General features: G+C 75.0%; 17 protein-coding genes. 9 read left to right on the forward strand and 8 right to left on the reverse strand.

Annotated elements, in window-relative coordinates; genetic code table 11:
- Positions 1–8: 8 nt before the first annotated feature.
- The 7 genes from B124_RS14510 to B124_RS14540 are packed head-to-tail and all read left to right on the forward strand — an operon-like array spanning position 9 to position 7880.
- Positions 9–1601: a sugar ABC transporter ATP-binding protein gene (locus tag B124_RS14510; RefSeq protein ID WP_496503226.1), complete on the forward strand. Its 1593-nt coding sequence runs from the start codon at positions 9–11 to the stop codon at positions 1599–1601.
- A complete protein-coding gene (locus tag B124_RS14515; protein WP_496503227.1) occupies positions 1598–2794 on the forward strand; it encodes an ABC transporter permease in 1197 nt (398 codons plus the stop codon). Before B124_RS14510 ends, B124_RS14515 begins: the two co-directional genes overlap by 4 nt.
- The gene (xylB, locus tag B124_RS14520; protein WP_496503228.1) at positions 2791–4281 is read left to right on the forward strand and encodes a xylulokinase; all 1491 of its coding nucleotides are present in this window, start codon (positions 2791–2793) and stop codon (positions 4279–4281) included. Before B124_RS14515 ends, xylB begins: the two co-directional genes overlap by 4 nt.
- Entirely contained in the window at positions 4278–5294 is a 1017-nt protein-coding gene (locus B124_RS14525; RefSeq protein ID WP_496503229.1) for an NAD(P)-dependent oxidoreductase, read from the forward strand. The genes xylB and B124_RS14525 overlap by 4 nt, the downstream gene beginning before the upstream one ends.
- A complete protein-coding gene (locus B124_RS14530; RefSeq protein WP_496503230.1) occupies positions 5291–6004 on the forward strand; it encodes a bifunctional 4-hydroxy-2-oxoglutarate aldolase/2-dehydro-3-deoxy-phosphogluconate aldolase in 714 nt (237 codons plus the stop codon). The genes B124_RS14525 and B124_RS14530 overlap by 4 nt, the downstream gene beginning before the upstream one ends.
- Positions 6001–6942 carry a shikimate dehydrogenase gene (locus tag B124_RS14535; RefSeq protein WP_496503231.1) on the forward strand — a complete coding sequence of 314 codons (942 nt, stop codon included), beginning with the start codon at positions 6001–6003 and terminating at the stop codon, positions 6940–6942. Before B124_RS14530 ends, B124_RS14535 begins: the two co-directional genes overlap by 4 nt.
- Complete coding sequence (locus B124_RS14540; RefSeq protein ID WP_496503232.1) at positions 6939–7880, forward strand: phosphotriesterase family protein; 942 nt, start codon at positions 6939–6941, stop codon at positions 7878–7880. The genes B124_RS14535 and B124_RS14540 overlap by 4 nt, the downstream gene beginning before the upstream one ends.
- Before the next feature lie 25 nt (positions 7881–7905).
- On the opposite strand, the gene recQ is transcribed toward B124_RS14540, so the two are convergent.
- Both recQ and B124_RS14550 read right to left on the reverse strand, forming a co-directional pair.
- Complete coding sequence (gene recQ / locus B124_RS14545; protein WP_496503233.1) at positions 7906–9735, reverse strand: DNA helicase RecQ; 1830 nt, start codon at positions 9733–9735, stop codon at positions 7906–7908.
- Between the two features lie 67 nt (positions 9736–9802).
- A complete protein-coding gene (locus B124_RS14550; protein ID WP_496503234.1) occupies positions 9803–10075 on the reverse strand; it encodes a hypothetical protein in 273 nt (90 codons plus the stop codon).
- Positions 10076–10351: 276 nt separating this feature from the next.
- Between B124_RS14550 and B124_RS14555 the strand changes: the two genes are divergently transcribed.
- Positions 10352–11668: a hypothetical protein gene (locus B124_RS14555; protein WP_496503235.1), complete on the forward strand. Its 1317-nt coding sequence runs from the start codon at positions 10352–10354 to the stop codon at positions 11666–11668.
- A 50-nt stretch (positions 11669–11718) separates the two neighbouring features.
- On the opposite strand, the gene B124_RS14560 is transcribed toward B124_RS14555, so the two are convergent.
- From B124_RS14560 to B124_RS14580, 5 genes are all read right to left on the reverse strand, one after another.
- Complete coding sequence (locus tag B124_RS14560; RefSeq protein ID WP_496503236.1) at positions 11719–12732, reverse strand: proline racemase family protein; 1014 nt, start codon at positions 12730–12732, stop codon at positions 11719–11721.
- Between the two features lie 135 nt (positions 12733–12867).
- Positions 12868–14421 carry an FAD/NAD(P)-dependent oxidoreductase gene (locus B124_RS14565; protein ID WP_496503237.1) on the reverse strand — a complete coding sequence of 518 codons (1554 nt, stop codon included), beginning with the start codon at positions 14419–14421 and terminating at the stop codon, positions 12868–12870.
- Positions 14418–14675: a (2Fe-2S)-binding protein gene (locus B124_RS14570; RefSeq protein WP_496503295.1), complete on the reverse strand. Its 258-nt coding sequence runs from the start codon at positions 14673–14675 to the stop codon at positions 14418–14420. Before B124_RS14570 ends, B124_RS14565 begins: the two co-directional genes overlap by 4 nt.
- Before the next feature lie 205 nt (positions 14676–14880).
- Entirely contained in the window at positions 14881–16074 is a 1194-nt protein-coding gene (locus tag B124_RS14575; protein WP_496503296.1) for an NAD(P)/FAD-dependent oxidoreductase, read from the reverse strand.
- Positions 16075–16162: 88 nt separating this feature from the next.
- On the reverse strand, positions 16163–16798 hold the full coding sequence (locus B124_RS14580) for a helix-turn-helix domain-containing protein (protein ID WP_496503238.1): 636 nt from the start codon (positions 16796–16798) through the stop codon (positions 16163–16165).
- A 231-nt stretch (positions 16799–17029) separates the two neighbouring features.
- On the opposite strand from B124_RS14580, the gene B124_RS14585 reads away from it, so the two are divergent.
- The gene (locus B124_RS14585) at positions 17030–18148 is read left to right on the forward strand and encodes a peptidoglycan recognition protein family protein (protein WP_496503239.1); all 1119 of its coding nucleotides are present in this window, start codon (positions 17030–17032) and stop codon (positions 18146–18148) included.
- A 125-nt stretch (positions 18149–18273) separates the two neighbouring features.
- On the opposite strand, the gene B124_RS14590 is transcribed toward B124_RS14585, so the two are convergent.
- Positions 18274–18948 carry a hypothetical protein gene (locus tag B124_RS14590; protein ID WP_496503240.1) on the reverse strand — a complete coding sequence of 225 codons (675 nt, stop codon included), beginning with the start codon at positions 18946–18948 and terminating at the stop codon, positions 18274–18276.
- Positions 18949–19168: the final 220 nt, after the last annotated feature.

Genomic DNA, 19168 nt, shown 5'->3' on the forward strand with positions numbered 1-19168 from the left:
GGCCGGCCATGGCAACCCCCGAGTCGAGCCCCCTGGTCAGCCTGCGGGGCGTGGGCAAGAGCTATCGCGCCGTCACGGCGCTGGACGCGGTGGACCTGGACATCGCGCCGGGCGAGGTGCACTGCCTCGCCGGCGAGAACGGCGCCGGGAAGTCCACCCTGATCAAGGTGCTGACCGGCGCGGTGGCCCGCGACGGCGGCGCGTACCGGGTGCTCGGCCGCGAGATGCGCACCCACGTCACCCCCGCGGAGGCGCGCGCCGCCGGCATCGGCGTGGTGTATCAGGAGCTGAGCCTGATGCCCGAGCTGACCGTGGCGAGCAACCTGAGCATGTTCGGGATGCCCGGCCGGGCCGGCTGGGTCGACCGCCGCCGGCAGCGCGCGCAGGCCCGCGAGATGCTGGCCCGGGTCGGCCTGGCTGACCTTGATCCCCGGACGCGGGTCTCCGAACTGACCACCGCCACCCGGCAGTTGGTCGAGATCGCCCGGGTGCTCGGCCACGACGCGCGCCTGGTGATCTTCGACGAGCCGACCACCGCGCTGTCCGCGCAGGAGGCGGACGCCCTGCTCGCCCGCATCGCCACGCTGCGGGACGAGGGCGTCTCCGTCCTGTACGTCACCCACCGGCTGGAGGAGATGTTCGCCGTCGGCGACCGGGTGACCGTGATGCGCGACGGCCGGGTGGTCGAGACCCGGCCGATGTCCGCCTACGACGAGGACTCCCTCGTGCAGGCGATGGTCGGCCGCCGGATCGAGAACCTGTACCCCGGCGAGCGGCCGGAGCCCGGCGGCGTACGCCTGGAACTGCGGGGCCTCAGGCCCGCCGGCTTCCCCGCGCCGGTGGACCTGACCGTATGCCGCGGCGAAGTCGTGGGCCTGGCCGGGCTGCTCGGCTCCGGGCGCACGGAACTGCTGCGCGCCGTCTTCGGCGCCGACCCGGTGCTCGGCGGCGACATCCTGGTTGACGGCCGGCGCGTCAGCGCCACGTCCCCGCGCGCCGCCGCCCGGGCCGGGCTCGGGCTGCTGCCCGAGGACCGCAAGGAGTCCGGGCTGCTGCCGGGGCTGAGCATCGAGAAGAACGTCGCCATCGCCAGCCTGCCGCAGACCGGCACCTTCGGGGTGCTGCGCCGCCGCCGGATGCGCGAGCACGTCACCGCCGCCTCCGCGGGGCTGCGCATCAAGCTCGGCGACTGGGTCGACCCCATCACCTCGCTCTCCGGCGGCAACCAGCAGAAGACCCTGGTCGCCCGCTGGCGGGCCACCGGCGCCAAGGTGCTGCTGCTCGACGAGCCCACGAAGGGCGTCGACGTCGGCTCCAAGGCCGACATCTACCAGGTGATCGCCGAACTGGCCGCGGACGGCCTGGCGATCGTGGTCGTCTCCTCCTACCTCCCCGAGCTGCTGGGCCTGTGCGACCGCGTCGAAGTGGTGCGCCAGCGCCGGCTGGTGGGCTCGCTGCCCGCGGCCGAGGCCACCGAGGAGGCCGTGCTGCGGCTGGCGAGTCCCGTGGGCCCGGCGGCCGGCGCGGCCCCGGCCGCGGCCCCCGCCGACGCCCCGCCCGGCTCCGCCGAACCTTCCGCACCGTTCCAGGAGAACCGATGACCGACCTCGCCAGAGCCACCGCCCCCGCCGCCGGCGGCACAGCCAAGGGCGTCCAGTTCGGCAAGCGCCCCGGCCGGCAGCCCGCCGACGGGGAGATCCTGCGCCTGGGCCAGGTGCTGGGCCGTACCTCAGGCGGCATCCCCGTGCTGCTGGTGCTGGCCTTCGCGCTGACCATGTCCACCGAGTCGTTCCTCACCGGCACCAACCTGGACAACCTCGGCCGCCAGGTGTCCATCTTCGCGATCATCGCCGTCGGCCAGCTCCTCGTCATCCTCACCGCGGGCATCGACCTGTCCGTCGGCTCGGTCGTCGGCCTGTCCGGGATCGTCGCCGCCAAGGTGGTCTACGACACCGGCGGCGGCCTGCCCATCGTGGGCGCCGTGCTCCTCGCGCTGCTCGTCGGCGCCGCCGCCGGGCTGATCAACGGCCTGCTGGTGGCGTTCCTCAAGATGCCGCCGTTCATCGTGACGCTCGGCATGATGGGCGCCGCCCGCGGCGCGACCCTGCTGCTCAGCGACGGCCGCACCGTGCAGCCGCTGCCGGACGGCTTCGCCGACATCGGCGGCGGCAGCGTGCTGGGCATCTCCCATCTGACCTGGCTGATGGTGCTCATCACGGTGTTCTTCGCGCTGCTGCTGCGGCGCACGGTCTGGGGCGAGTACGTCTACGCCGTCGGCTCCAGCGCCGAGTCCGCGCGGCTGACCGGCGTGCCCGTACGCCGCGTGCTCGTCAGCGCGTACGTGCTGTCCGGCACCCTCGCCGCCGCGGCCGGCGTGCTGCTCGCCTCCCGCCTCGGCAACGGCGTGCCGACCTCGGGCAACGGCTACGAACTCCAGGCCATCGCCGCCTGCGTGATCGGCGGCGCCAGCCTCTTCGGCGCCAAGGGCAGCGCGCTCGGCGCGCTCGTCGGCGCGCTGGTCGTCGGCATGCTCAACAACGGCGGCACGCTGCTGGGCATCGACCCGTTCTGGCTGCAGATCGTCATCGGCGTGCTGATCCTCGCCGCCGTCGCCACCGAGCACGTCCACAACCTGCGCCGCGGCGGCAAGGCCAAGCCGCAGGCGCGCGACGGGCAGCCGGGACAGGCCGGCGGAACGGCACAACCGGCCGACGGAACGGCACAACCGGATCCGGGAGCCGCGGCGGACGAGACTGCCGGTGAGCCGACCCCGACGAAACGAGCGGCACCATGATCATCGCCCACGACCTCGGCACGACCGGCGACAAGGCGTCGCTGCACGCCGACGACGGCACCCCGGTCGCCGCCCTGACCGAGCACTACGGCACCGACTTCCGCGCCGGCGGCGTCGCCGAGCAGGACCCCGAGGTGTGGTGGCGGGCCGTGTGCGCCGCCACCCGGCGGCTGCTGGAGCACACCGGCGTACGCCCCGTGGAGGTGGGCGCCGTCGGGTTCAGCGGCCAGATGATGGGCGCGGTGCTGCTCGACTCCGCGTACCGGCCGGTGCGCCCCTCGCTGATCTGGGCCGACCACCGCAGCCAGGAGCAGGCAGACCGGCTCGTCGCCGCGCTGGGTGCCGAGCGGGCGTACCGCCTGCTCGGCCACCAGCTCCACCCCACCTACTCGCTCACCAAGGTGATGTGGGTACGCGACCACGAGCCGGAGACGTTCGCCCGGGTGGCCCACGTCTGCCTGGCCAAGGACTACGTCGTGCACCGGCTCACCGGCGTGCTGGCCACCGACCGCTCCGACGCCTCCAGCACCAACGCCTACGACCAGCCCGCCGGCGCCTGGTCCGCCGAGGTGCTGGCGGCGGCGGGCATCGACCCGGCGCTGTTCCCCGAGATCGTGCCGTCGACCACCGTCGCAGGACCGCTGCTGCCCGAGGCGGCGGCGGCCACCGGGCTCGCCGCCGGCACCCCCGTCGTCCTCGGCGGCGGCGACGGCCCGCTGGCCGCGCTGGGCGCCGGCGTCATCGACCCCGCGGACGGCGCGTACACCTACCTCGGCTCCTCCTCCTGGGTCTCGCTCTCGGCCGAACAGCCGCTGCACGACCCGCAGATGCGCACCATGACCTTCGACCACGTCGTGCCCGGCCGCTACGTGCCGACCGCGACCATGCAGGCCGGCGGCGCGTCGCTGGACTGGGTGGCGGAGGTGCTGCGGCCGGACCAGGACGGGGACCGCTTCCCCGAGCTGCTCGCGGCGGCGGCCGACGCCGACACCGCGGGCCTGTACTTCCTGCCGCACCTGCTGGGCGAGCGCTCCCCGTACTGGAACGCCGCCGCGGCCGGCGCGTTCCTCGGCCTCACCCGCCACCACCAGGAAGCCCACCTGACCCGCGCGGTGCTGGAGGGCGTGGCGTTCAACCTGGCCACCTGCGTGGGCGCGTTCCGCGAGGCCGGGCACCCGGTCGACCGGGTGGACGCGATCGGCGGCGGCGCGGCCAGCGACCTGTGGCTGCAGATCCTCGCCGACGTCTGGGGCGCCACCGTGCGCCGCCGCAGCATCGTCGAGGAGGCCAACAGCCTGGGCGCCGCCGTCACCGCGGGCGTCGGCGCGGGCCTGGTCGACGGCTTCGCCGTCGCCCGCGATCTGTCCGAGGTCACCGCCGAGTTCGCTCCCGACCCCGGCAGGCACGCCGACTACCGGCGGCGGCACGCGCTGTTCCTGGAGGCGTACGAGCGGCTGGAACCGTGGTTCGCGAAGGAGAAGCGATGAGCGGGACACCCGAAAGCGCTGCTGGCGCGGCACCCGTGGTGCTGGTGACGTCGCGGTCCTTCGGCAGCGGCGCCGCGCCCGTCGAGGCCGGACTCGCCGCCGCCGGGCTGCGCGTGGTGCGCGGCTCCACCGTCCACGACCCGGCGGAGCTGGCCCCGCTGCTCGCCGGGGCCGTCGCCTGGATCGCCGGCACCGCGCCGGTCACCGACGAGCACCTGGCCGCCGCGCCCCGGCTGCGCGTCGTCGCGCGCTACGGCGTCGGCGTCGACAGCGTCGACCTGGCCGCCGCCGCCCGCCGCGGCGTCACCGTCACCCACACCCCCGCCGCGAACAGCGACGCCGTCGCCGACCTCGGCATCGCGCTGCTGCTCGCCGCGCTGCGCGGCGTCGCCGCCGGCGACCGGGCGGTACGCGCCGGGTCCTGGCAGCCGCGCCGCGGCCGGGAGCTGGGCACCCTCACGCTCGGCGTCGTCGGCCTCGGCCGGGTCGGGCGCGGGGTGGCCACGCGCGCCGCCGGGTTCGGCACCGAGGTGCTGGGGCACGACCCGTATCTGGACCCGGTCGTCTTCGAGGTGCTGGGCGTCCGGCGGACGCCGCTCGCGGAGCTGGCCGGGCGGTGCGACGCGGTGAGTCTGCACGCTCCCGGCGGCACCCGGGTGGTCGACGAGCGGTGGCTCGCCGGGGCCCGGCCGGGGCTGATCGTCGTCAACACGGCGCGGGCCGACCTCGTCGACGAGCACGCCGTCGCCGCGGCGCTGCGGGACGGCAGGCTGGCCGCGTACGCCGCGGACACCCTCGCGGGCGAGGGCGGCGCCGCCGCCGAAAGCCCGCTGCTGGCCGCGGAGTTCGCCGACCGGGTCGTCCTCACCCCGCACCTGGGGGCGCAGACCGTCGAGGCGGTGGACCGGATGGGCTCGGGTGCCGTACGGGCCGTCCTCGACGTGCTCGCGGGCCGCGAGCCCGCGCACCCCGTACCCCTGCCCGTACCCGCCACCGAAGAGAGCGCACCGTGACCACCCAGCAGCCCCCCGCAGACCCCGTCGCGCCCACGTCCCCCCTCGCCGGCCTGCGCCGCGCCGGCGTCGTCGCCGTCCTGCGCGCCCCGACCCCGGACGGCGCGCTGGCCGCGGTGGCGGCGCTGGTCGAGGGCGGTGTCACCGGCATCGAGATCACGTACTCCACGCCCGACGCGCCCGCGGTCATCGCCGAGGTACGCGCCCGCCACCCCGAGGCGCTGGTGGGCGCGGGCACCGTACTGACCGCCGCGCAGGCCGCCGCCGCGGCCGAGGCCGGCTCCGCGTTCCTGGTCAGCCCCGGCACCACCCCGGAACTGGCCGCCGCGATGCTGGACACGGGCCTGCCCGTGCTCTCCGGCGCCCTGACTCCCAGCGAGGTCATGACCGCCACCGCACTCGGCGTGCACGCCGTCAAGGTCTTTCCCGCCTCCCTCGGCGGCCCCGGCTATCTGCGCGCGCTGCGCGGCCCGTTCCCCGACGTGCCGCTGGTGCCGACCGGCGGGGTCTCCGCCGGCAACCTGGGGGAGTGGTTCGGGGCCGGGGCGCTTGCGGTCGGCGCGGGCGGCGAGCTCGCCTCGGCGGCGCACATCGCCGCGGGGCGCTGGGATGCGCTGACCGTACGGGCCCGGGAGTTCACCGCGGCGCTGGCGCAGGTCCGCAAGGACGCGTCCGGCGCGTCCGACTCGGGCGCGGAGGCGGTCCGTTGAGCGCGCCGGCCGGAACCGGCACCGCCGCGGACACCGCGGCCATGGCCTTCGTCGGCGTCAGCACCGGCGAGTCGTCCATCATGCGGATCTTCCCCGAGTGGGCCCGCATCCTCGGCCTGCCCACCGCCCGGCTCGTCGGCTTCGACCTGCCGCCGGACGCCGAACCCGCCCGCTACCGGGCGGTGACCGAGCGGATCCGGCGCGATCCGCTGCTGCTCGGCGCGCTGATCACCACGCACAAGATAGGCGTGTACCGGGCCGCCGCCGACCTCTTCGACGAGCTGGACGACTTCGCCAGGCTGTGCGGCGAGGTCTCCTCCGTCTCCAAGCGGGACGGCCGCTTCACCGGCCACGCCAAGGACCCGCTGACCGCGGGCCTGGCCATTGAGGAGTTCCTTGCGCCGGGACACTTCGCCGCCACCGGCGGCGAGCTGCTGTGCCTGGGCGCCGGCGGGGCCGGCACCGCGATCGCCTGCTGTCTCGCCCGCCGCCCCGACGCCCCCGCGCGCATCGTCTGCACCGACCGCTCCGCCGGCCGGCTCGCCGAAGTGGCCGACGTGCTGGAGCGCTCCGGCGCGGATCCCGCCCGGCTGCGTACCGTCGTCAGCGAAGGGCCCGCCGACGACCTGCTCGCGGCGGCACCGCCCGGCACCCTCGTCGTCAACGCCACGGGCCTGGGCAAGGACCGGCCCGGGTCGCCGCTGTCGCCCGCGGCGCGCTTCCCGCGCGGGTCCGTGGTGTGGGAGCTGAACTACCGCGGTGCGCTGCCGTTCCTGCACGCGGCGCGCGCCCAGGCGGCCGGGCGCGGCCTCGACGTCGTCGACGGCTGGCGGTACTTCATCCACGGCTGGTCCCAGGTGATAGCGGAGGTGTTCGGCCTCACCCTGGACGCCGCGACCGTCGACCGGCTCTCCGCCGCCGCCCAGGCCGTTCGGTGAGCGTGCGCACGGTCCTCGGCGACCTGCCCGCCGGCCGGCTCGGGCGGACCGACTACCACGAGCACCTCTTCCAGGTCTCGCCGCTGCTGCCCGGCGACGAGCTGGACGACGAGGCGCGCAGCGGGCAGGAGGCGGCGTACCTGCATGCGGCGGGCTTCACGGCGATGGTCGAGGCCACCCCGGTGGGCCTGGGCCGCGACCCGGCGGGCGTCGCCCGCATCGCGCGGGCCACGGGGCTGCACGTCGTGCACACGACCGGCGCCCACCGCGAGCCGCACTACGCGGCAGGACACCCGCTGCTCGCGCTGGCGGAAGCCGAGCTGGCCGCGCTCTTCACCGCCGAGCTGACGGAGGGCATGTACGCGGACGCGGAGCTGACCGTACGGACCGGGCCCGCCGCCCGCGCGGGGATCGTCAAGGCGGGCGTCGGGTACTGGTCGGTGACCCCGTTCGAGCACCGGGTGCTCGCGGCGGCCGGCGCCGCCCACCTGGCCACCGGGGCGCCGGTGATGGTGCATCTGGAGTACGGCAGCGCGGCGTTCGAGGTGCTGGCGGAGCTGGCCGGGCACGGGGTGCCGGCGCACCGGGTCGTCCTGGCGCACGCCGACCGCAACCCCGACCCCGGGCTGCACGCGGAGCTCTGCGCGGCCGGCGCGTACCTCGGCTACGACGGCGTGGCCCGGCACCGCAGCCACCCCGACGCCACCGTGCTGGCCTGCCTGCTCGCCACCGCCGAGCGCGCCGGCCCCGACCGGCTGCTCCTCGGCGGGGACGTCGCGCGCCGCGGCCGGTACCGCGCGTACGGCGGCATGCCGGGGCTGGACTACCTGCCGCGCCGCTTCCTCCCGCGGGTCGCGGCCGAGGGCGGCCAGGCGCTGGCCGACGCGGTCACGGTGACCAACCCGGCCCGGCTGCTGGACTGGAGCGGCACACCCTGAGGCCGCCGCACACCCCGGTGTGCCCTCAGCCCGCGTCGTCCTCCGCGACGGTCTGGAGGATCGCCTCGCCGTACTTCGCGAGCTTGTTCTCGCCGACGCCGCTGACCGAGCCCAGCGAGGCCAGCGACCCGGGGCGCTCGGTGGCGATCTGCCGCAGCGTCGCGTCGTGGAAGATCACGTACGCGGGCACCCCCTGCTCCTTCGCGGTCGCGCCCCGCCACGCGCGCAGCCGCTCGAACAGCGACGCCGCCTCCGCCGGCAGGTCGACCGCCTCGGCGCGCTTGCCCCCGGACTTCGCCTTGGCCGCCTTCGCCGCCCGCTTGGGCTCGGTGCGCAGCGGCACCTTGCGGCCCCGGTACAGCACCTCGTCGGCCTCGTCGGTGAGCACGAGCGTGCCGTAGTCGCCCTCGACGGCCAGCAGCCCCTTGGCGAGCAACTGCCGTACGACACCGCGCCACTCGTGCTCGGCGAGGTCGGCGCCGACGCCGAAGACGGACAGCGCGTCGTGGTCGTGCTGGATGACCTTGGCCGTCTTGCGGCCCATCAGGATGTCGACGATCTGGCCCGCACCGAACTTCTGCCGCCGCTCCCGGCGCAGCCGCACCACCGTGGACAGCAGCTTCTGCGCGGCGACCGTGCCGTCCCACGACTCGGGGGGCGTGAGGCACGTGTCGCAGTTCCCGCAGGGGGATCCGCTCTGGCCGAAGTACGCGAGCAACTGCGAGCGGCGGCAGTCGACGCTCTCGCAGAGCGCGAGCATCGCGTCGAGGTGCACGCTCGCCCGGCGCCGGTGCGCGTCGTCGCCCTCGGAGCCGTCGATGAGCTTGCGCTGCTGCACCACGTCCTGGAGCCCGTACGCCAGCCACGCGGTGGAGGGCAGTCCGTCGCGCCCGGCGCGGCCGGTCTCCTGGTAGTAGCCCTCGACGGACTTGGGCAGGTCGAGATGGGCGACATAGCGCACGTCGGGCTTGTCGATGCCCATGCCGAACGCGATGGTGGCGACGATCGCCATGCCCTCCTCGCGCAGAAAGCGCGACTGGTGCTCGGCGCGGGTCGCTGCCGGCAGCCCCGCGTGGTACGGCAGGGCGTCGATCCCGTTCCGTACGAGGAACTCCGCGGTGTCCTCCACGGACTTGCGCGACAGGCAGTAGACGATGCCCGCGTCGCCCGCGTGCTCGGTGCGCAGCAGCTCCAGGAGCTGCTTCTTCGGCTCCCGCTTGGGCACGATGCGGTACTGGATGTTGGGCCGGTCGAAGCTCGCCACGAAGTGCCGCGCCTGCTCCAGTTGCAGCCGGCCCGCGATCTCCGCGTGCGTGGCCTTGGTCGCCGTCGCGGTCAGCGCGACACGCGGCACGTCCGGCCAGCGCTCACTCAGCGCGGACAGCGCGAGATAGTCGGGCCGGAAGTCGTGGCCCCACTGCGAGACGCAGTGCGCCTCGTCGATGGCGAACAGCGCGATCGTCCCGCGGTCGAGCAGCCGCATCGTGGACTCCACCCGCAGCCGCTCGGGCGCCAGGTAGAGCAGGTCGATCTCGCCGGCGATGAACTCGGCCTCGACCATCCGCCGCTCGTCGGGATCCTGGGTGGAGTTAAGGAACCCGGCCCGCACCCCGAGGGCCCGCAGGGCGTCCACCTGGTCCTGCATGAGCGCGATGAGCGGCGAGATCACCACACCGGTGCCCGGGCGGACGAGCGCGGGAATCTGGTAGCACAGCGACTTGCCGCCGCCGGTCGGCATCAGCACGAGGGCGTCGCCGCCGCCCACGACATGGTCGGTGATCTCCTGCTGACCCTCGCGGAACGACTCGTAGCCGAAGACCTTGCTGAGGACCTGGAGCGCCTCGGTGGAACTCATCCGGCGAGTTTATGCCCCGCCACCGACATCCCGCCGGGCGATCCGGGGGACGCGGCGGCGGGCGGTACTAGTCGTCCTCCCGCGGGGGCAGGGGGCGGTACGACTCGGGGCCCGGGCTGCGGCCCTCGGGCGGGTACTCGCAGTCGAGGCCGGTGATCTCGTAGTCGTCGCCCTCGCTCTGCTCCTGGTCCACGACGACCGAGCCCGTGCATACCCGGCCGTGTGCGTCGGTGAAGGTGACTATCTCGCTGTAGTCCGCAGGGGGGTTGGTGCACCCCGCGAGCAGCAGCGCCGCGCCCGCGGCCGTCGCCGCCGCGCCGAGCTTCCACCGCCGTGTCATCCCTGGCTCCTCCGCGTCGGTACGCCCGGCGGTCCGGGCGCCACGACCGGCAGCGTAGAACGGGACGCCCGGGAGTCCTCCCGCGGTGATCGTTGCCGGGGGCTTTCCCGAAAACGATCTCCGGTGTGCGGCGGAGTGCGGCCCGCTGCGGCAGCGACCTGCCGTGGTGGCAGACGCCGTGGTCGTAGCCGCGGTCGGCGACAAGCGAGCTGGGTTTGCGGGGCGTTGGACGCGCTGCCATTCTGGTGCGCTCAACCAACGGTGAGGGGGGCGCTGATGCGTGGCACGAGGTGGATCGCCGGCTTGGCGGTGACGGCGGCGTTGCTGACGGCCTGCTCGGACTCGGGCGGGAATGAGAAGAACCCGGGGGCGGAGGGTGGCGAAAGCGCCGACTCGACGCCGAGTGCCGAGGCGACACCGCCCGGCACGCAACTGGCGGTACCGACGCTGTACGACACGGGGCGGGGCTGGGAGTCGACGGAGGAGGGCACGCAGGTGCCGCTCCCGCGGACCGGCGCGGTGGCGGTGTACTGGGAGCGGGAGGGCGAGGGGGGACCCCGCGAGTACGGCTTCACGGTCCTGGACGCGGCAACGGGCGAGAAGCGGTGGAGCAGTATCCCCGTCAGCCCGCTGGGGAGTACGAATCTGCCGTACATCAGGGCGATCGTGGACGGTAAGGAGTATCTGGCCCTCTGGTCGTCCGGCACCACGGACGCCGACGCCATCAACCGCGGCAGGGAGATCGTCGCCCTCGACATCTTCCCGGCCGATTCGTCCGGTGACGGCGTACGGCCGGTCCACGTCGAGGTGGACGGCGAGGGCAAGGTCCGCGACGGCGGCGCCGGCCTGCTGGTGGAGGTCGGCGACGACACCGTGGTGGCCGTCGACCCGGCGACCGGGGACACCACCGAGTACGGGGTCAACGACCAGAAGCCGCCCGCTGACTGCCCCGAATGCGACACCGCGTGGCAGATCAAGGGGCTCACGGACAACGGTCTGCTGATGGGCACCAGCATCGATGCGAATTCCGGCGGCGACTACAACGGCTTCTGGGTACCCGGCGGCTGGACCGCCGCAGACCTCCGGCCGAAGGGAGCCGACCCGGAAGAGTCGTCCGGCGTCCAGGTCATCTCGGACGACCTCGCCGTCGTCGGCTGGGGCCAGGAGCGGAACTCCGAGGCGGTCCTGTGGAGCGCCGTCGACACCTCCTCCGGCAAGACGCTCGCCACGGTCCGCTGCGAGGGAGACACGACCCCCGGCGACTTCCACCTGTCGGCCAACGGCCGCTACCTCGCCCACGGGGGCCGCGTGTTCGATCTGGAGGAGGGCACGGGCGTCTGCTTCGAGCGCACCGACAGCACCAACGCGGTCGAGTTCCAGCTCGCCACCGACGAGGGCCTGGTGTACGGGAACGCCATCGGCTCGGGGGCCTTCAACTCCTCGGAGCGGCCCGTGCAACTCGACATGAGGACCGGAAAGATCGAAGAGTTCGACGACGTCAACATCAACTTCCCCTTCGGCGACACCGCCGGCTTCGGCCTGTTCTGGGACGAGGCGTCGGTCACGATGGTCGCGTACCCCCACAAGGGCTGAACGCCTCGTACGGTCCGGAAGCCCTCCCGCGGCGGCGGGAGGGGAGCCGGTCAGAGCGTGAAGCCGGCCGGGAAGGGGTCCTCGGGGTCGAGGAGGTACTGGCCCATGCCTGTGATCCAGGCCCGGCCCGTCACCGTCGGCACCTGCGCCGGCAGGTCCCCGACCTCGGTCTCCGACTCCAGCCGGCCGGTGAACAGGGTGCCGAGCAGCGACTCGTTGACGAAGTCCGCGCCCAGCGCCAGCTCCCCGCGCGCGTACAACTGCGCCATCCGCGCCGAGGTGCCCGTGCCGCAGGGAGAGCGGTCGAACCAGCCGGGGTGGATGACCATCGCGTTGCGCGCGTCGGCGCTGCCGGCCGGGCCGCCGGCGGGCGGGGCCGTCAACTGGACGTGCTTGCAGCCCGAGATGCCGGGGTCCGCCGGGTGCACCGGGCGGTTCTGCTCGTTGACCGCGTCCATGATCGCCAGGCCCGCGCTCAGCATCCGCTCCTTCTCCGCCTTCGCGAACGGGATGCCCAGGGACTCGATCGGCAGGATCGCGTAGAAGTTGCCGCCGTACGCCATGTCGTACGTGACCCGCCCCAGACCCGGCACCTCCACCGCGGCGTCCAGCTCCAGCGCGAACGCCGGCACGTTGCGGAACGTCACCGACTCCGCCCGCCCGCCCGAGACCGCGACCCGGGCGGTCACCAGCCCCGCGGGCGTGTCCAGCCGGACCTCCGTGACCGGCTCCGTGACCGTGACCATCCCGGTCTCCACCAGCACCGAGGCCACGCCGATCGTGCCGTGCCCGCACATCGGCAGCAGGCCGGAGACCTCGATGTAGAGCACGCCGTAGTCGGCGTCCGGGCGGGTCGGCGGCTGGAGGACCGCACCGCTCATCGCGGCGTGCCCGCGCGGCTCGTTCACCAGCAACTGCCGGATGTCGTCGAGGTGTTCGGCGAAGTACGCGCGGCGCTCGGCCATCGTGGCGCCCGGCACCACCCCGACGCCGCCTGTGATCACCCGGGTGGGCATGCCCTCGGTGTGGGAGTCGACGGCCGTGAAGTAGCGGGAGGCGCGCACGTCACACCCCCGCCGGGCCGGCCGGAGCTGCGGTGTCCCGTGTGTCCCACGTGTCGTGCGGCATAGCGGTCTCCTTGGCGGTGTGGCGATGTGGCGATGTGGCTGTACGGGGCCGGGGCCTGGGCGCGGGGCCGGTCACGGCGGTGCCGGGTCCGGGCCGGCGGGCGGCGGCTCCGCCAGCTCGCCCAGCCTGACCGGCGACGCGATCGGGCGCCGCGCGAACGCCGCCGCGTCCGGCACCCCCGTCAGGCAGGCGACGCTGGGGCCGCACACGCGGCCCTGGCACGGGCCGAGCCCCGCCCTGCTGACCAGCTTCACGGCACGTACTCCGAGCGCTTCGCGCTCCTCGACCGCGCGGCGCAGCTCGCCGTACGGAACCTCCTCGCAGCGGCACACCAGGGTGTCCTCGCGCAGCCACGTACGCCACCCGTCCCGCACCGGATACGCCCGCGCCAGCGCGGCGGCGAACCCGCGCCCGGCCCGTACCCGCCGCAGCGCCGCCACCGGGGGCGCCGGGCGGGCGCCGAGGAGCCGGGCCGCGGCGGTGCCCGCGACCTCGCCCTCGGCGGCGGCCGGGCCCGCGCCGCCGACGCCCGTCAGCTCGCCCGCCGCGAACACGCCCGGCACCGACGTGGCCTGGGCGGCGTCGACCGCGACGAACCCGCCGTCGAGCGCGCAGCCGGCGGCGAGGGCCGTCTCCACCTGCGGCACGAACCCGAAGCCGACGCACACGGCGTCGGCTTCCACGCGGCGCTCGCTGCCCGGCACGATCCGCCAGCCGGCGTCGAGGCGCGCCGTGGTGACCGCCGTCACGCGGTCCGTGCCGTGTGCGGCGACGACGGCGGTGCGGCGCCGGTACGGGATGCGGTGGCGGGCCAGCAGCGCGGCGTAGCCGGCGAGTTCGCCGAACTTGCGGCGCCCGGCGACGACGTCCGCCGGCCGCCGCAGCCAGGCGGTGACCGGCTCCCCGGCCTCCAGCACCCCGGCGACCCGCGCCCCGACAGCCGTCAGCGACGCGGCGACCGGCAGCAGGAACGGCCCGGTGCCGGCCAGCAGCACCCGCTCACCGACCCGCAGGCCCTGCCCCTTGGCCAGCGCCTGCGCGGCACCGGCGGTGAAGACGCCGGGCAGGTCCCAGCCGGGGAACGGCAGCGCCCTGTCGTACGCCCCGGTGGCCAGCACCAGCGCGCGGGTCTCGACGCTGCGCCCGGTACGGCCCGGGCCGTCGGCGGGGCCGGTGCGCAGGTGCACCCGGTGCCCGCCGCCGGGCACGGGCTCCAGCGCCCAGAGGACGGAGTGCGGCAGGTGCTCGACGCCGGGCGGCAGCGCGAACCGGTCGCGGCCGGCAAGGGAGTTCTGCCGGTGGTACTGCCCGCCGAGCGCGGCGCCGGAGTCCACGAGCAGGACGGGGACGCCGAGCCGGGCCGCGGCCCGGGCGGCGGCCATCCCGGCGGGCCCGCCGCCGATGACGACGACGGGGGCGGTGTCGCGGCGGGCGCGGGCAGGGTGGGGGGTGCCGCGTCCGTCAGCGGGGACCGCGCGGGGCGGGGCCGTGTCGCGTCGGTCGGTGCCGCGTCGGTTCACGTCGGACCGGTTCGTGTCCCGCCGGTGGGCGTCGCCCCGGTCGGCGTCGCCGCGGCTCGCCTCGTGCGGCTCCGCGCCGGTTCCGTTCTCCTCAGGTCCGCTCACGCCGGCAGCTCCGTGCCGTCCTGGGTGCGGATGTCGTCGCCGTCGCGGACGAGCCGCTGGCAGGCGCGGATGTCAGGGACGCCGTTGACCACCACGAGGCAGTCGTGGCAGACGCCCATGCCGCAGAAGACCCCGCGCGGCCGGCCGCCGCCGCGGGTCGTCCGCCAGGAGGTCCGGCCGAGCGCCAGCATCAGCCCGGCGACGGTCCGCCCCGGCTCGGCGGCCGTCTCCTCCCCGTCGACCCGCACGGTCATCAGGCTCCCGGCCTGCCCCGTACGGGCATCGGCGGCACCGTCCGCACCGGCACCGTCCGCACGGCCCGGCGGCGAGCCCGCCGCCCGTCCCGTACGGGCATCCGCCGCGCGGTCCGTACCGGATCCGGCGCTTCCGGAGCCCGCGCGCAGGCCCGCCCGGCTCCCGGCCGCCCCGTCGCCGCCCCGAGCCCGCACCCGTGCCCGGCTACGCCGCCTCATCCGCCTCCGCCTCTCGCATGACCTCCGGCCGGTCCACCCGGAACGGCTCCGCGTCCACCTGCGGCGTCCGCCCGGTGAGCAGGTCCGCCAGCAACTGCCCCGTGCCCGCCGCCAGGCCGATGCCCGCGCCCTCGTGCCCCGTCGCGTGCCACAGGCCCGGGCGGCGCGGGTCCTCGCCGATCACCGGCAGGTGGTCCGGCACGTACGGGCGGAAGCCGCCGTACGCGCGGATCACCGGCACGCCGGCGAGTACGGGGAACAGCCCGGCCGCCTTGCGCGCCAGCTCCCGCAGCACCGCCACCCGGACCGTCTCGTCGAAGCCGGCCCGCTCCCGGCTGGAGCCGACGAGCACCGTCCCGGCCGGCGTCGCCTCCACGACCGTCGACGTCTGCAGGTCCGCGGTGCCGCCGGCGACCGCGCCGACGTAGTCGGCGTCGTAGACCTTGTGCCGCACCGTGCCCGCGGGCAGCGCGGCGGTGACGAGGACAAGCCCGCGCCGCGGCAGGACCGCGACCGGGGCGCCCGCCGCCGCGGCGAACCGGCCGGCCCACGGCCCGCAGGCGTTGACGACCGCGCGGCACGGCAGCGTGCCCAGGTCGGTGCGTACGCCGGTGACGGCGCCCGCGGCGCCGGTGGTGACCCCCAGCGCGGTGACCCCGGACCGCACCCGGCCGCCCCGGGCCCGTACCGCCGCCAGCAGTGCGGTCGTCGCGAGGACCGGCTGCAACTGGCCGTCCTGCGGGTAGTGCACGGCCGCCGTCACGGCCGCGGTCAGGTGCGGCTCCAGCGCACCGGCCTCGGCGGGGCTCACCGGCTCCGCCCGGACGCCCGCGGTGCGCTGGGCGGCGGCGAAGTCCGTCAGCGCGCCGGCCGCCGCCGGCGTGGTGGCGACGACCAGGCCGCCCTTGGCCTCCCACTCCGCCTCCGCGCGGCGCGGGCCCAGCAGTTCGCGCAGTTCGGCGAGCAGGTGGGGCCAGCGGCGGCGGGAGTACTGAGCGAGGGCCAGCTCGGGGCCCGGGGCCTTGTCGGAGACCAGGACGTTGCCCTCGCCGGCGGCGGTGGTGCCGCTCGCGGGGGCGCCGCGGTCCAGCACGGCCACCGAGAGCCCGGCGGCGGTCAGCGCCTCGGCGCAGGCCGCGCCGATCACACCGGCGCCCACGACCACTACGTCGTGGGCCATCCGGTACGCCACCCGGTCCGCCACCCGCCGCCCACCTCCGTTCATTAAAACGAACGCCAACGAGCGTATGGACGGCGCCGATCGGCGGTCAAGCCCCTGTTCCGGGGACGCGTGGTGCGTTTCGCCGCGGCTCCGGCACGGCGCACGAGGCGACCGGCGGGACCTGGTGCGCGGCGGCCGGGTACTCCAGCATCAGCACCGAGAGCACCGGGCCCCCGACGGTCTCGTAGACGTGCGGCCCCGCGGCCGGGAAGCAGACGTAGTCGCCGGGGCCCAGTTCGTACGGTGCCTCCGGCGGACCCACCCGGAGCCGCCCGGAGGTGACGACGACGTGCTCGCGCCCTGGGTGGCCCGCGGAGTGCTGCACCTCGCCGGGGCGCACCCGCTGGTCGTACAGCTCGACGACCGTGTCGGTGAGGTCCATGCGGCGCAGCATCCGCAGGTCGACCGCGTTGCTGCTGAGCACTTCGAGCCCCGCCGAGCGGACGAGCAGCACGTCCGGGTCCTCGCGCTCGGTGAGCAGCGACGACACCGGGACCCCCAGGGCGTTCGACAAACTGAACACCGTCTCGATGGTGGGGTTCCCGGCCCCGGACTCCAGTTGCGACAGCGTTCCCTTGGCGATCCCGGAGGCGCGCGCCAGCCCGGAGAGGGTGAGCCCCGCCCGCGCCCGCAGCGCCCGCAGGTTGGTGCCGAGCACCCGGCCTGCCTGTTCCCGTACCACCGGACCTCCTCGACGCGTCGTGCGAGAGGCTACCGCGCGCCCGGCGAGGCGGCGCCGGGCGTCATCACTATTCGCGTATCGTCGTTTTCATTGGTCGGCCCATTGGCGCGGGAGTTGGTGACCTCAATTCGCCGTGAAATAGAGGCCGTTGTTACTCAGGGGTTGTCGTGTGCATGTTATGGAGCCCACTATGAACCCCCCACATCCACCCCCCACCTGAAGGAGACCAGGATGGCAGCACATCCGGGTTTCGGCCGCCGCACCCTGCTGCGCGGCGGACTGACCGCCTCCGCGGCCGGCGCACTCGGGCTCGGCGCGGCGGGTCAAGCACACGCCGCCCCCAGGTCAGCGCCCATGTCCGCGCCCGCCGCGGCCCTCGCTCCGCACCGCGGCGCCCGCGCGCTCGCGGCGCCGGAGCCGCGTATCTACACCACCGCGGAATGGGGTGCCCGACCGCCGGAAATCGACATCGTCGTCCTCGATCACGTGCCGACGTACATCGTCGTCCACCACACCGCGGAACCCGGCAACAGCGAGGATTACTCGCTGGAACACGCCATGGAAATCTGCCGGTCCATCCAGAACTTCCACATGGACACACAGGGCTGGGGCGACACCGGCCAGCAGTTCACCATCAGCCGCGGCGGATACAACCTGGAAGGCCGGCACGAGAGCCTGGACGTCGTCCGCGGCGGCACCCAGCACGTGCAGGGCGCCAACGTCGGCGGCCACAACAGCGAGGTCATCGGCATCGAGAACGAGGGCCTGTACACCGACGTCGATGTACCCGCCGCGCTGTGGGACTCGCTCGTCGCGATGGTCGCCTGGATCGCCGGGCAGTACGGGCGGCCGGTCGAGAACATCATGGGCCACCGCGACTTCAACTCCACCGAGTGCCCCGGCGAAGTCCTCTACGGCCGCCTGCCGGAGCTGCGCGAGGAGGTGGCCGGGGTGCTCGGCGAACCCACGCCGGCCCAGCCCGCCGTCTGGCCGCTGCTGCGTCCCGGCGACAGCGGCCCCGTGGTGCGCGCGGCGCAGCACCTGCTGCGCGCCCACGGGTTCGGCGGGCTGCCGGCCGACGGGCTCTTCGGCCCGGCCACGAAACGGGCCGTGGCCAAGCTCGCCGAGGCCGGCGGCGTCGAGCGGCACTCCTGCTCGGCGGAGTACCACAAGCGCGCCGACGAGACGGGCTACCTGGGCTCGGACATCTGGCCGCTGATCACCCCGCGCGGGCGCGCCGGGTCGGACGGCGAGGTCGCGAAGGCCGTCGAGGCGCTGCTCGGCCGCGGGCGCCGGGCGCCGTCGGGCGGGGAGCTGGACACGGCGGCGTGGCAGCAGTTGCTGTCCTGACCCCCTGATCGCGTACGCGAACGGGCACGGCGCCGCGCCCGTTCGCGTACGGCACACCGGATACGGAACGCCCTGCCGGCCGTCGCGTACGCCCCTTTCGCGGGGCGGCGCGGCGGCCGGCGGCGTCAGCGGCGGCCCGCCACGAACGGCCGGAGCTTGTCGGCGAGGGCTTCGGTGGTGACGAGCTGGAAGTCGTTGGCGAGGTAAAGGGTCGAATCCGGGCACGTCTGCTCGGGGCTCGTCGTGCCGTCCAGGGCGAACTCCGTCACCAGCTCGCCGGTGGCGGCCTCGAAGACCCGGTAGACGTAGCGCGCACTCTGGACGTCGACCTCGCCGTCGCCGGTGTTGTTCGCGCCGCCGAGGTAGGTGCAGGTGCCGACGGTCCGGCTCGGGTGCTCCCAGTCGTCGTACTGGCAGACCACCAGCTGGGTGTCGTGGTTGTCGTATGCCGGATCCCAGCCGTCGGGCAGATACGGCGGTTCGCTCTCCGCGCCGGGGACTTCGTCCTTGAACAGCACGGCGGGGTGCGGTCCCGGGCCCTCGTAGGCGGGACCGCCGGGAAGGTACGCCTTCACCTTGCCGGCCTCGAACGCCCCCGTGAAGTCGCAGGCTTCCTCGCTGCTGCGCACGGTCTGCTGCGACGGGGGCGGCGGCGTCCGGGGCAGCGGGTCGGGGGACACCGACGGGCTCGCGCCCTTCGCGCCGTCCCCGCCGTCGCCGCCTGTGCAGGCGACGGGCCCGGCCAGCCCGGCGACCGCGAGCAGTACGAGCCCGGCCGTACCGCGCCGTACACGTCCCACGATCCCCGCTCCTCCCGCCGACGCCCGGGGTGCTGCCCGCACCGTACCGCCGCCGCCCCGGGACGGGTCCCGCGCGGGCCCCGGGTACCGGTCGCGCCAAGGTCAACTGCGCGCGGCGTTCAGATCGTTGAAGAATAAATCAGTCTGCTTCGGGCTTTGCCGCCATCCCTCGTGCAGGAAATCAAGTCATCACCAAGTGGGGCGTTCCATACTGCGGACA

This window comes from Streptomyces sp. CNP082 (assembly GCF_059570535.1).

Excerpts from the sequence above, each read along its gene's own strand:
- B124_RS14525 (WP_496503229.1), top strand. The coding sequence starts at position 4,278 with ATGAGCGGGACACCCGAAAGCGCTGCTGGCGCGGCACCCGTGGTGCTG.
- B124_RS14510 (WP_496503226.1), top strand. The coding sequence starts at position 9 with ATGGCAACCCCCGAGTCGAGCCCCCTGGTCAGCCTGCGGGGCGTGGGC.
- B124_RS14585 (WP_496503239.1), top strand. The coding sequence starts at position 17,030 with ATGGCAGCACATCCGGGTTTCGGCCGCCGCACCCTGCTGCGCGGCGGA.
- B124_RS14550 (WP_496503234.1), bottom strand. The coding sequence starts at position 10,075 with ATGACACGGCGGTGGAAGCTCGGCGCGGCGGCGACGGCCGCGGGCGCG.
- B124_RS14555 (WP_496503235.1), top strand. The coding sequence starts at position 10,352 with ATGCGTGGCACGAGGTGGATCGCCGGCTTGGCGGTGACGGCGGCGTTG.
- B124_RS14570 (WP_496503295.1), bottom strand. The coding sequence starts at position 14,675 with ATGACCGTGCGGGTCGACGGGGAGGAGACGGCCGCCGAGCCGGGGCGG.
- B124_RS14515 (WP_496503227.1), top strand. The coding sequence starts at position 1,598 with ATGACCGACCTCGCCAGAGCCACCGCCCCCGCCGCCGGCGGCACAGCC.
- B124_RS14575 (WP_496503296.1), bottom strand. The coding sequence starts at position 16,074 with ATGGCCCACGACGTAGTGGTCGTGGGCGCCGGTGTGATCGGCGCGGCC.
- xylB (WP_496503228.1), top strand. The coding sequence starts at position 2,791 with ATGATCATCGCCCACGACCTCGGCACGACCGGCGACAAGGCGTCGCTG.
- recQ (WP_496503233.1), bottom strand. The coding sequence starts at position 9,735 with ATGAGTTCCACCGAGGCGCTCCAGGTCCTCAGCAAGGTCTTCGGCTAC.